Origin of the sequence: Neobacillus sp. C211 (assembly GCF_051842875.1) — a bacterium.
In the GTDB taxonomy this organism is placed as follows: domain Bacteria; phylum Bacillota; class Bacilli; order Bacillales; family Cytobacillaceae; genus Neobacillus.
In genome coordinates, this window is the sequence record NZ_JBPXRO010000033.1 from 45,001 (window position 1) to 57,211 (window position 12,211).

A 12,211-nucleotide genomic window follows, 5' to 3' on the forward strand; every position below is an offset into this window, starting at 1 on the left:
AACTGAGATATTTTATAGTAGACGACGATACAGCAAGTCGTAGAATGCTAAAGAAAATCATTTCAGAGGGCAAGCTAGGAGATGTAGTCGGTGAAGCAGAATCTGGCGCCCATTCGCTTCCGCTCATCCTTTCGATCCGTCCAGATGTTGTCTTAATCGACTTTTTAATGCCTAATCTCGACGGAATTGAAACAATTGAACAATTGAGGATTCAAGGATTTCAAGGACAATTCATCATGATTTCTCAAATCGAAAATAAAGAAATTGTCGGTGAAGCTTATGAAAAGGGTGTTGAGTTCTTTATTCATAAACCAATCAACCGATTAGAAGTACAAAGCATTCTCAAAAAAACAGTAGGACAATATCGCCTTAGACAATCGTTAATGACTATTCGGGAATCCTTGGCATACATGGAATCAGACAAGTTTACTCAAAAACAACTAAGTGTGAAAGAAATCGTATATTCCATATTAAATGATATGGGGATTATCGGAGAATCAGGAAGTGGGGATATGGTATTGATGATGGAATTTTTAATAAATCGCAATGATTCCACTGCACTATTGCCCCCTCTCAAGGATTTATACGAAGCTATTTCCAGTTCGAATAAAGCAGACATCCTGGATATTAAAAAAGAAACGAAATCGATTGAACAGCGTCTCCGCAGAGCCATTATAGCAGCACTTAACAACTTGGCTTCATTAGGAACATTGGATTATACCAACCCCAATTTTGAATATTATGCACCCCGTTATTTCGATTTTCAAGAAATAAGGGTACGAATGAAAGAATTGAATCAAAATAGCAATGAAGCAACGAAAGTAAAAATTAATATTAAAAAATTCCTCCAAGTTTTGTTCCTTGATACAGCAGAAAAATACTCTCAAACTTCATAAAAGAAACGATTTATTTCCCCAGATCTTTAGCTAAGTTCTGGAGTTTTTTCTGTCAATTCAAAATAACGTAAATATTTTATAATCAGTTATGTCGGATTTAGTAGGATTTAATAATCTCCTTATATAATTAACTTACATCTTAAAATTTACAGAAAAAATAGTAAGCGTTTGCACTTTATATTTTAAGGAGGATATTGGATGAAGAAATTTAAGTTTGGCTTAGGTTATCAAATACTTGTTGGATTGATTTTGGGGATTGTTGTCGGAGCCATTTTTTACGGAAATCCTGCAGTTGCAACCTATTTACAGCCCATTGGTGACATCTTTATTCGAATGATAAAAATGATTGTGGTTCCCATTGTTATTTCAACACTAATCCTTGGTGTTGCCGGAACCGGGGATATGAAAAAGTTAGGTAAACTCGGTGGGAAAACCATTCTTTACTTTGAAATTGTTACATCGATCGCTATCATAATAGGTTTGCTTGCAGCGAATATTTTTAAGCCAGGTGTAGGTGTGGATATGGCCAAACTGGCTAAAGGCGATATACAAACATATGTAGACTCAACAAGTGAAGTAACAAGTCATAGTTTTATGGATACATTTGTTAATATTGTTCCGAAAAATATCTTCGAATCTATAGCAAATGGGGACATGCTTCCTATCATTTTCTTTTCCGTTATGTTTGGGTTAGGAATTGCAGCAATCGGTGAAAAAGGAAAACCAGTTCTTGCATTCTTCCAAGGTACGGCCGATGCCATGTTTTGGGTAACAAATCGGATTATGAAATTTGCACCATTTGGCGTTTTTGCCCTTATAGGTGTAACGGTTTCAAAATTTGGAGTAGCGTCCTTAATTCCCCTTGGAAAATTAGTCATTTGTGTTTATGCCGCAATGTTCTTTTTTATTGTTGTTGTGTTAGGTGCTATAGCAAAGATATGTGGGACCAGCATTCTTCATATTACAAAGATATTAAAGGACGAAATAATTTTAGCTTTTTCAACGGCCAGTTCAGAAAGCGTCTTGCCAAAAGTGATGGAAAAAATGGAGAAATACGGGTGTCCGAAAGATGTTGTTTCCTTTGTTATTCCAACAGGTTATTCATTTAACTTAGATGGTTCTACCCTCTATCAAGCGCTAGCAGCAATTTTCATTGCTCAAATGTATGGAATCGATTTAAGTATTTCTCAACAAATTTCTTTAATGTTAGTATTAATGGTTACATCCAAAGGAATTGCAGGTGTACCGGGTGTTTCTTTTGTGGTTCTATTAGCAACTTTAGGAACTGTAGGCATTCCACTAGAAGGCCTCGCATTTATTGCGGGTATCGATAGACTTCTAGATATGGCTCGTACCGTTGTTAATGTATTCGGTAACTCATTGGCAGCAATCGTTATGTCTAAGTGGGAAGGACGATTTGATTCAAAGAAAGGTAAAGAATATATCACTTCCATTGATAAAGCTGCATAAGATGGTAAACACAAAAAGGCGATGAAACTCAGTCATCGCCTTTCATTTGTATTAATAATCCAACTTGGATTTCACTTAAGAAATCCGTATCTTCTGCTATCCCCCTGTCATCTTTACCAATTCCACAAAGATTAATGTAAAGTAACTTGTAGCAATAGCAAAAAACGACTGGTGCCTGACACCAGTCGTTTTTGTTAAGCGAATAATTTCGATTCTTCGGCTTGGAAAAAGCTCTTCATCGCATGAAATACATCTGCTTTTTGCTTAAGAATATAGTAGCGGAATTGATCATCTTTAATGTTCTTATAGGCTGACATTAAGGTTGAATGGCGATTGTATTGATTTACCTCTCCATACCCGAACATGTTTGACACCTTCATTAATTCCTCAACTAGCTTCACGCAGCGGGCGTTATCCGATGTGAGATTATCACCGTCTGAGAAGTGGAATGGATAGATGTTGAACTTACGTGGATTGTATTTGGCATCAATGATTTCTAAGGCTTTGCGGTATGCAGATGAACAAATTGTCCCACCGCTTTCACCCTTAGAGAAAAAGTCCTCCTCAGTAACAACTTTAGCCTCAGTATGGTGCGCAATAAACTCAATTTCCACTGTTTCATATTTCGTTCTTAAAAAGCGTGTCATCCAGAAGAAAAAGCTGCGTGCCATATATTTCTCCCATATCCCCATACTTCCACTTGTATCCATCATTGCGATGACCACCGCTTTGGAATCCGGTTTAACTACTTCATTCCAAGTCTTAAATTTCAAATCATCCTTATAAATAGGGTGAAAAGCAGGCTTCCCGCTCATTGCATTCCTTTTAAATGCAGACATCATCGTTCGTTTCTTATCGATATTCCCCATTAAACCTGTTTTTCGTATATCGTTGAATTCAATATTTTCAACGAGATGCTCTTCTTGTTCTTTTCTCTTTAAATTTGGAAGCTCCAATTGTTTAAATAGGGCTTCCTCAAGCTCCATTAATGATACTTCTGCCTCAAAATAATCTTCGCCTGCTTGGTCTCCCGCTCCTTGGCCTTTACCTGGTCCCTTTTGGCCGCTAGAACCGTCACGTGCAACGACATCACCTACTTGACTGTCACCATCACCTTGGCCCACGTGTTTGTTTTTGTCATAATTATAACGAATTTTATATTCGTCCAATGAACGAATCGGAATTTTTACTACATCTCGACCATTAGACATAATTATGCTCTCTTCTGTAATTAAGTCTGGAAGATTGTTGCGAATTGCCTCCTGGACTTTTTCCTGATGCCTCTGCTGATCATCGTGGCCTTTACGATGGAGGGACCAATCTTCTCTTGAAATGACATATTGATGGTTGTTAACTGACAATGTAAACCCCTCCTTATTAATTTATTAGTTTCCAATATGCACAAATTTTTATCAAATTCATAATATAACTCGAATGAAAAAATTAAGATAAATATGGATTACTTTATCCTATGCAGAAAAATAGAATAATTTACAAATTATTTTGACAATTGTGCTTTTGCCTACTAAATTGGACAAATTATCCATGTGGATGCACCGGGATTTCTCCTTATCATCATAAGGAAAAAAATAGACTGACAGATTACCTTCTGCCAGTCCTAGCTATTTTAATCCACTTATCTATTTAATAGACTACCAACATAACGCAGCAATTCATTAGCTGAAGTTGTATTATAGCCATGCTCATCAACCAACCTGGCCACCACGTTATTAATCTTTTTCAATTGCTGTTCATCAGGTGTTTTCGATGAAGTGGTGATTTTTACTACATCCTTTAAATCTGCAAACAATTTCTTTTGAATGGCTTCACGCAGGCGGTCATGAGAGTTATAGTCAAAACGTTTGCCTTTTCTTGCAAAAGCAGAAATTCTTATTAGTACTTCTTCCCTGAAAGCCTTTTTCGCATTTTCAGAGATGCCGATTTGTTCTTCAATGGAACGCATGAGCTTTTCATCTGGATTGATTTCTTCTCCAGTAAGTGGATCGCGAAGCTTCGATTTGTTGCAATAAGCTTCAACATTGTCAAGGTAATTATCCATTAACGTTTTAGCTGACTCTTCGTATGAATAAACAAATGCTTTTTGGACTTCCTTCTTGGCAATATTATCATACTCTTTACGGGCTAATGAGATATAATTCATATAACGTTCACGTAACTCTGTAGTGATGGACGGGTGTTGATCCAGCCCATCTTTTAATGATCTTAATACATCAAGTGCATTAATTGAAGGTATTTCTTTACGAATGATCGTGGATGAAATCCGGTTAATCACGTAACGAGGATCAATACCACTCATACCTTCATCTGGATATTCCTTCTTAAGTTCATCCACATCCGCCGTATTAAAGCCCTCCACACTTTCTCCATCATAAAGGCGCATTTTCTTAAGTAAATCAATATCGCCTTTTTTCGGTTCCTTTAAGCGAGTAAGGATGGTAAACATCGCTGCTACCTTTAATGTATGTGGTGCAATGTGAACATCAGAAACATCACTCTCATTAATCATCTTTTCATAAATTCTCTCTTCTTGTGACACCTTCAAGTTATAAGGAATAGGCATAACAATTATCCTTGAGTGGAGTGCTTCATTTTTCTTATTGGAGATAAAGGAGCGATACTCCGTTTCGTTCGTGTGCGCTACGATTAGCTCATCAGCACTAATTAAGGCAAACCGGCCTGCTTTGAAATTCCCCTCTTGAGTTAGAGACAACAAGTGCCAAAGGAATTTCTCATCACACTTTAACATCTCCTGGAATTCCATCATTCCACGGTTCGCCTTATTAAGCTCACCATCGAAGCGATAGGCACGTGGATCTGATTCGGAACCAAATTCCGCAATGGTTGAAAAATCAATACTTCCTGTTAAATCGGCAATATCCTGTGATTTCGGATCGGATGGGCTAAATGTTCCGATTCCGGTTCGCTTATCTTCGGAGAAGAAGATTCTTTCTACTAAAACATCTTCGATTCGTCCACCATACTCCTGTTCTAGACGCATCATATTCAATGGAGAAAGATTACCTTCGATGCGAATTCCATACTCATCATGGAAATCCTTGCGTAAATGATGTGGAATTAAATGAAGTGGATCTTCATGCATTGGGCATCCTTTAATGGCAAACACAGAGCCTCTATCCGTGAGAGAGTAAGCTTCAAGTCCCCTTTTTAGCATGGTAACAAGAGTTGACTTCCCTCCACTTACAGGACCCATTAATAACAAAATACGCTTCCTTACATCCAGCCTTTTTGCTGCCGGATGGAAGTATTCTTCAACAAGCCGTTCCAGCGATTCCTCTAAACCAAATAATTGATTGCTAAAGAATTCGTACTTTTTCGTCCCTTTTTCTTCAGTAATTCCTGCATCTTTAAGCATATTATAAACTCGTGAATGTGCCGACTGTGCAACCCATGGCTTCTCTTTCAACAACTGTAAATAATCTGCGAATGACCCTTCCCACCGTAGCTTTTCTTCTTCTTCGCGATACATCTCGATTTTTTTTAGAATATCCATAAGGCCCTCCCCCTGTAGGTTAATCAGAGACGATTAATATACTCTATGCTGATAAGCTTTTGAACATGCGTACCATTCCAAGTAGCGTCTATATTTTTTGTATTAATAAAAAGAATCTCCCTCTTTTCATTTTTATAAGATAGGCTATAATAAAACTATATGTGTGATAAAAATGAAAAATGTATGACGAAGGAGGATTACATAAATATGAACACTTTCATCGTTTGTTTAGTAATGGTCACGTTTTTAGCGGCAATCTTCACATCGGGTTATAATGACAAACCAGGTTCTTCAAAATAAAAAAACTGCCAATCGGCAGTTTTTTTATTTAAGATTAAGTTTATTTTTTTGAACAAACTCCTTCATATACATTCTACTCTTCCTATCAAGCATAGTAGCTATTTGGTCAGTCCAGCGGTCCTTTCTTTTCCCATTGGTCCGCTCTTCATAATAGGAAGAAATTAATTCATCATATTTTTGCAGTTGACTAAGATAAACTTCAGAGTTTTGTTGATATTCATCTTCATGGTAAACATGCTCATACGGGAGCCTAGGTTTTTTGTCTGTCAATTTGGTTGGAACTCCAACAGCTAGTCCGAACAAAGGAATAACCCGCTCGGGTGTCTTTAAAAGCTTTTTAACTTCTTCTAGGTTATTGCGAATTCCACCTATGTAACATATTCCTAACCCAAGCGATTCCGCTGCAATCGCTGCATTTTGTGCAGCTAAAGAAGCATCTATTAGAGCAACCATGAACTTTTCAGTACTTTCGATAGATGGAGTAACATCTTTTTGTTCCTTCTCCCCAATAATGGTGTGACGATAAAGATCGGCGCAAAAAACAAAAAAGTGACCATTTTTTTCAACATATTCTTGGTTACCAGCAATCTCAGCTAATTTTTTCTTTTTCTCTTTGTCCTTAACACCAATAATAGAGTAGGCTTGAATAAAACTTGATGTTGCCGCTGCTTGGGCACTAGTAACAATCGTTTTGATTTGTTCATCTGCTAATGGCTTGTCCTCAAAATGACGAAGGGAGCGATGATTAAGAATTGTTTTGATAACTTCATTCATGACAAACATCCTTTCATTTCATCAAAAGGAGGCCCGATAGGACCTCCTTTTATTATTTTAAATGTGCATAGTTTTGCTGACGAAGTGCTTCATAAATAAGAATGGCAGCTGTATTGGATAAATTTAAGGAACGAATATTTTCATTCATAGGGATCCGCAAACTGACGTCTTTGTTATTTTCAATAACATCTTTCGGAAGTCCTGTCGTTTCCCGTCCAAAGATAAAATAGTAATCTTTGCTTGAATTACTATAATCAAAGCTGCTAAAAGGCTTTTGACCAAATTTTGTGATATAAAAAAAATCACCGCCAGCATTCTTTTTATAAAAGTCATCAAGTGAATCATAGTAGACAATATTAACGTGTTGCCAATAATCCAAACCTGCTCTTTTTAACATTTTGTCATCGGTCGAAAAACCTAATGGACGGATTAAATGTAAATTGGTATCTGTTCCGGCGCATGTTCTTGCTATATTACCTGTATTAGAAGGAATCTGTGGCTGATATAATACTACATTTATTGACACGTTTCTCACCTCGATAAAAAACTCTACATGCCATTATACCACTATGATTTATCCTTTCAATAATGATGCATTTTTAACCCAGAATCGTATAAAACTTATATTTTATTTTAGGTGTGTAGGCAGATGAATCTTCATATGCCCAATACCTCATTCGGCTATTATAGGTATGGGCGTTCACTAACGGCATTCCATGTGCATCCTTACCCGTAACAATTGTATTATGATTAAATCGTCCATCCCCTTCAAAATCGTAACAAATAACATCACCTAATAATAATTGATCAGGACTGCTGACTTCCCGTGCCCGTAAACCACTTTTAGAATGTGCAAAATAAAGCTTAAATGAGTGTGCCACCGCCCAACTGTAGCTCCAATTCTTATTTTGGAGCCACCACCCTATGCTCCGATTTGGATAGCCTCTCATCGGCGCTTCGCCCGTATGGAGGCATTGTGAAATAAAGTTGGTGCAATCATTCTCAAATTTTTTGTAGGCAGGATTGTAGCTATTCCACCAGCGTTCAGCATATTGTACAGCTTTTAAGCGGTTGTATTGAAAGCTTAATCGTTCATCACTATCCTCAAAGCTCTGTGTAATTGGTACTTGATAAGGCTCTTGATGATCATAAGGGTTGATTTCCTCATCCATCACTAAAGCCTCTTTATAAAACTTAGCTAATCTTTCTTCGACTTCTTCCTCCATGTAAAGAATACCTTTTTGTTTAATTAAATATTGATAATGAGCATGATATTTTACTGTTTGAAATTCATCCTCTTCATTTCTTTCTATGATTCTGCCGGCTGCTTTTACTTTGACAATTTCTGCAGACCTTTTTGACAATGCACTTTGTTTTATTTCAGCCTTTGGAAAAAATACTTTATGTGTTCTTTTATCGGAGACAAATTGATTTACTCTTTTATCAAATAAATCTTGTATCAAATGAAGCATATTTCTCACCCCTTTCTCTCATACATATGAGAGAAGACAGGATTTCAATCAAAAAAAATGAGCAAACCCTTGAGTTCACTCATTTTTACCTATAATAACTTAAACCTTTTTCTATTTCATTTTGTACTTCCAGATCGGTTTCAAGCTCTTGAGCTTTTTTTAAGGCAGCAAAAGCAGTTTCACCGCCAATTTTCCCAAGGGCCCAGGCAGCTGTTCCTCTTGATACTGGGCTTCCCTCATTTTCTAATACATCCACTAATTCAGGAATTGCTGTTATATCCTTAAAATGGGCAAGCGCGATAATCGCATTCCGTTGAATCGGCTTTTTCCCTCGCCATGAACCAGCAACGTAACCAAATTTAGCTTTAAATTCCCGATTACTTAATTTTAAGATTGGCTTTAGTAACGGTTTGGCAATATCAGAATCTGCTTCAAGTTCCTCATGGAAATGAAAATTCTTCCCTTTGTTAACCGGACATGCTGTTTGGCAAGAATCACAGCCATAGACGCGGTTACCAATTTTGTCTCTAAACTCATCTGGGATAAATGTTTTTGTTTGTGTTAAATAAGAAATACAGCGCTGTGCATTAATTTGTCCACCTTGTATAAGTGCCCCTGTTGGACAAGCATCCAAACACTTTGTGCATGACCCGCATTGATTTTCAATTGGTGTATCTGGTTCAAAAGGGATACTGGTAATCATTTCCCCAAGATAAACATATGATCCGAACTCCGGTGTAATAATGGAACAATTTTTTCCGCTCCAACCAATTCCAGCACGCTCGGCCACAGCGCGGTCTGAGAGTTCTCCAGTATCAACCATCGATTTTAACCTAGCTTCTGGAAATTTTGCAGAGATAAACTCCTCAAGTTTGTGTAGCCGGTCCTTGAGAACATGATGATAGTCGAGACCCCAAGAGGCCCTGCTGAAAATCCCTCTTCTCTCACCCTTTTTACTCTCAACACGGTAATTCATTTTGGAAGGGTAAGCAATGGCAATGGAAATGATCGAACGAGGTTCCTCTAGTAATAATGAAGGGGTCACTCTCTTCTCTATATCTGGTTCTTCAAATCCTGATTGGTATTTGAGTTCCTGTTGCCTTATTAATCGGTTTTTCAATTCAGTGAACGTGTCTGCGGTTGTGAAACCAATTTTATCGATTCCAATTTCTTTACTATAGGCGATTAGTTCTTCCTTTAAGTTTAGGACATCCATTTGATCCCCTCCTTCCCTAGAAGTCATTTATTTTAATAATTGGCTCGTTATATTATTAGATGCACATCTATTTATGATAAACTATTTTCAATGAATTTTGGAGGTGAAATGGTTGGAAATTCAACTCTCACAGGAATTATTTGAGCAAATACCTAACTTTAAGCTGGGGATAATTGAATATAAAGATATTATGGTCGGGGAATCGCAGCAAATGATAAAAGGAAGACTCCAGCTTTTCCAAGAATCTATTTATTTTGATTTAGAAAATAAAAATGTTACTGAACTCTCTGGCATTCAGGAATGGCGTACTATTTTTAAAAAAATCGGTAAAGACCCGAACAGGTATCGACCCTCAGTAGAGGCGTTATACAGGAGAGTACAAAAACAAAATTACCTTACTTCCGTTCAGAGTGCGATTGATATAAATAATTTTTTCTCTTTACAATATCAAGTACCAATCGGAATATATGACCTGAATCTCATAAAGGGAGGGGTGAGCATTCGGTTGGGAACGGTGGGTGAGGAATATACCGGATTGAATGGGCGAATAAATTCTTTAAATCGACTAATTGTATCTTGTGATGAACTGGGGCCATTTGGAAGCCCATTCGTCGATTCTGATAGAACACCAGTAACTTTTGCTACTAAAAATGCCCTGCAAATTATTTATTTGAGGCCTTCAACCGACGTTGAAAACGCGATGAAACTAACAGAATCTTTAATGAATATGTTTACAAAATTACATGGAGGAGATGCTTCCTTCCAAATCCTTAGGTGTCCATAGGACATCTTTTTCTTTCTATAGAAAAAAACGCAATGCATCGTTCTCTTATGTAACGATACACTGCGTTAGTTAATATGTATGGAGCGGGTGATGGGAATCGAACCCACTACATCAGCTTGGAAGGCTGAGGTTTTACCAGTAAACTACACCCGCATTAATAAGTGACAAATTTTTGAATCATCAACTGACCTTTTCTATATTACACACTATTTTTAGTATCGTCAAGGGAAAAACGCAAATTTTGTCGAATTTATTTAAGAGTGTTGCATATTTTGGGAAAGAAACAAGAATTTTAGTTTGACAGTCTTCATAAAAGATTATGGAGATTATGGATTATACCATTAGTCTGTTTTCGTCAATAATGATGCAATTATAAAGGAGATGCTCATTAAAATTTATATTTTGTGTAAAATTACACTTCATTATTTGTAATTTTTTGATTGATTTAACGATTTACTATTCAATGGGCGAATTTTTGAGTTTTATGAGCGAATCTTGGGTTTTAATGAGCGAATTTCGAACTTTTATGGGCGATTATAGTGTTTTTATGGGCGAATTTTATGAGCAACAATCTTTTAGAAAAGAACAAAATAAAATTTAGTCAAAAAAAGTTGCTCATATTTTTATGAGCAACTTTCTTATTAAAACAAATTGATACCGGTGATCGGGGTCGAACCGATACTCCTCACGGAACACGATTTTGAGTCGTGCGCGTCTGCCAATTCCGCCACACCGGCGCGTATAAAATTGTTTTGATAAAGCAATGCCGAGGACCGGAATCGAACCGGTACGGTAGTCACCTACCGCAGGATTTTAAGTCCTGTGCGTCTGCCAGTTCCGCCACCCCGGCAAAATCTAATTACCTGTTTTAATCCATACATAGCAAATGTTTTATGGAGGCGGCAACCGGATTCGAACCGGTGGTAAAGGTTTTGCAGACCTCTGCCTTACCACTTGGCTATGCCGCCATATATATTGGAGCGGAAGACGGGATTCGAACCCGCGACCCCCACCTTGGCAAGGTGATGTTCTACCACTGAACTACTTCCGCAAATTGGCTGGGCTAGCTGGATTTGAACCAACGCATGTCGCAGTCAAAGTGCGATGCCTTACCGCTTGGCTATAGCCCAATGTTATTCTAATTATTTAATAATCATATTATGGGGCGACTGATGGGAATCGAACCCACGAATGCCTGAACCACAATCAGGTGCGTTAACCACTTCGCCACAATCGCCACAATATAATTGGCAGGGGTAGTAGGAATTGAACCCACACCAAAGGTTTTGGAGACCTTCGTTCTACCTTTAAACTATACCCCTATAAATGGTGGAGGGGGACGGATTCGAACCGCCGAACCCGGAGGGAGCGGATTTACAGTCCGCCGCGTTTAGCCACTTCGCTACCCCTCCACATATTATATTCACTGTGTAACTTCTGGTGCCGGCGAGAGGACTTGAACCCCCAACCTACTGATTACAAGTCAGTTGCTCTACCAATTGAGCTACCCCGGCATAAAGTTTGGTATATTATTTGATTTATCCACGCTGTCCTAGTTATCGTCATCCTGACCTCAGGAAGTTTATACAAGCAGCAACTCGGTCAGTATGCTGAAGATAATTCAGGAAGCATATTCGGTCGTGCTCTACCAATTGAGCTACCCCGGCAAGTTTTTTAATATAAATGGTGGCTCAGGACGGAATCGAACCGCCGACACAAGGATTTTCAGTCCTTTGCTCTACCGACTGAGCTACTGAGCCATAATAG

At 37.9% G+C, this 12,211-nt stretch carries 9 protein-coding genes and 11 tRNA genes; 3 read left to right on the forward strand and 17 right to left on the reverse strand.

From position 1 onward, the window contains the following. The first annotated feature begins 2 nt into the window (after positions 1–2). Entirely contained in the window at positions 3–896 is an 894-nt protein-coding gene (locus ACSU6B_RS23995; protein ID WP_410888817.1) for a response regulator, read from the forward strand. Between the two features lie 198 nt (positions 897–1,094). Continuing rightward, positions 1,095–2,366, forward strand: coding sequence for a cation:dicarboxylate symporter family transporter (locus ACSU6B_RS24000; protein WP_410888802.1), 1,272 nt, complete (start codon positions 1,095–1,097; stop codon positions 2,364–2,366). Between the two features lie 194 nt (positions 2,367–2,560). Here the strand turns inward: ACSU6B_RS24000 and yhbH are convergent, their stop codons facing one another. From yhbH to queG, 6 genes are all read right to left on the reverse strand, one after another. Then, complete coding sequence (yhbH, locus tag ACSU6B_RS24005) at positions 2,561–3,727, reverse strand: sporulation protein YhbH (RefSeq protein ID WP_215003926.1); 1,167 nt, start codon at positions 3,725–3,727, stop codon at positions 2,561–2,563. Positions 3,728–4,002: 275 nt separating this feature from the next. Continuing rightward, entirely contained in the window at positions 4,003–5,898 is a 1,896-nt protein-coding gene (locus ACSU6B_RS24010) for a PrkA family serine protein kinase (protein ID WP_088085888.1), read from the reverse strand. Positions 5,899–6,222: 324 nt separating this feature from the next. Further along, positions 6,223–6,972 (reverse strand): oxygen-insensitive NADPH nitroreductase, encoded by a 750-nt coding sequence (nfsA, locus tag ACSU6B_RS24015; RefSeq protein ID WP_410888804.1) that lies wholly within the window; start codon positions 6,970–6,972, stop codon positions 6,223–6,225. Positions 6,973–7,024: 52 nt separating this feature from the next. Beyond that, positions 7,025–7,498: a tRNA (uridine(34)/cytosine(34)/5-carboxymethylaminomethyluridine(34)-2'-O)-methyltransferase TrmL gene (gene trmL, locus ACSU6B_RS24020; RefSeq protein ID WP_410888805.1), complete on the reverse strand. Its 474-nt coding sequence runs from the start codon at positions 7,496–7,498 to the stop codon at positions 7,025–7,027. 73 nt (positions 7,499–7,571) lie between these two features. Next, positions 7,572–8,444 (reverse strand): amidase domain-containing protein, encoded by an 873-nt coding sequence (locus ACSU6B_RS24025; protein WP_410888807.1) that lies wholly within the window; start codon positions 8,442–8,444, stop codon positions 7,572–7,574. Positions 8,445–8,529: 85 nt separating this feature from the next. Further along, positions 8,530–9,660 carry a tRNA epoxyqueuosine(34) reductase QueG gene (gene queG / locus ACSU6B_RS24030; RefSeq protein ID WP_410888808.1) on the reverse strand — a complete coding sequence of 377 codons (1,131 nt, stop codon included), beginning with the start codon at positions 9,658–9,660 and terminating at the stop codon, positions 8,530–8,532. Between the two features lie 112 nt (positions 9,661–9,772). Between queG and ACSU6B_RS24035 the strand changes: the two genes are divergently transcribed. Further along, on the forward strand, positions 9,773–10,444 hold the full coding sequence (locus ACSU6B_RS24035; RefSeq protein ID WP_410888810.1) for a B3/B4 domain-containing protein: 672 nt from the start codon (positions 9,773–9,775) through the stop codon (positions 10,442–10,444). 79 nt (positions 10,445–10,523) lie between these two features. Here the strand turns inward: ACSU6B_RS24035 and ACSU6B_RS24040 are convergent. The 11 genes from ACSU6B_RS24040 to ACSU6B_RS24090 all read right to left on the reverse strand — a co-directional run bounded on the left by ACSU6B_RS24040 (position 10,524) and on the right by ACSU6B_RS24090 (position 12,204). After that, positions 10,524–10,597, reverse strand: a tRNA-Gly gene (locus ACSU6B_RS24040). A gap of 502 nt (positions 10,598–11,099) precedes the next feature. Then, positions 11,100–11,181: transfer RNA gene (locus ACSU6B_RS24045), tRNA-Leu, on the reverse strand. Between the two features lie 27 nt (positions 11,182–11,208). Continuing rightward, a tRNA-Leu gene (locus ACSU6B_RS24050) sits at positions 11,209–11,294 on the reverse strand. A gap of 44 nt (positions 11,295–11,338) precedes the next feature. Beyond that, a tRNA-Cys gene (locus ACSU6B_RS24055) sits at positions 11,339–11,412 on the reverse strand. Between the two features lie 8 nt (positions 11,413–11,420). Then, positions 11,421–11,495: transfer RNA gene (locus ACSU6B_RS24060), tRNA-Gly, on the reverse strand. A gap of 4 nt (positions 11,496–11,499) precedes the next feature. Continuing rightward, a tRNA-Gln gene (locus tag ACSU6B_RS24065) sits at positions 11,500–11,574 on the reverse strand. 31 nt (positions 11,575–11,605) lie between these two features. Further along, positions 11,606–11,681, reverse strand: a tRNA-His gene (locus ACSU6B_RS24070). An 11-nt stretch (positions 11,682–11,692) separates the two neighbouring features. Further along, a tRNA-Trp gene (locus ACSU6B_RS24075) sits at positions 11,693–11,766 on the reverse strand. 5 nt (positions 11,767–11,771) lie between these two features. Further along, positions 11,772–11,856, reverse strand: a tRNA-Tyr gene (locus ACSU6B_RS24080). A gap of 26 nt (positions 11,857–11,882) precedes the next feature. Continuing rightward, a tRNA-Thr gene (locus ACSU6B_RS24085) sits at positions 11,883–11,958 on the reverse strand. Positions 11,959–12,128: 170 nt separating this feature from the next. Continuing rightward, positions 12,129–12,204, reverse strand: a tRNA-Phe gene (locus ACSU6B_RS24090). Positions 12,205–12,211: the final 7 nt, after the last annotated feature.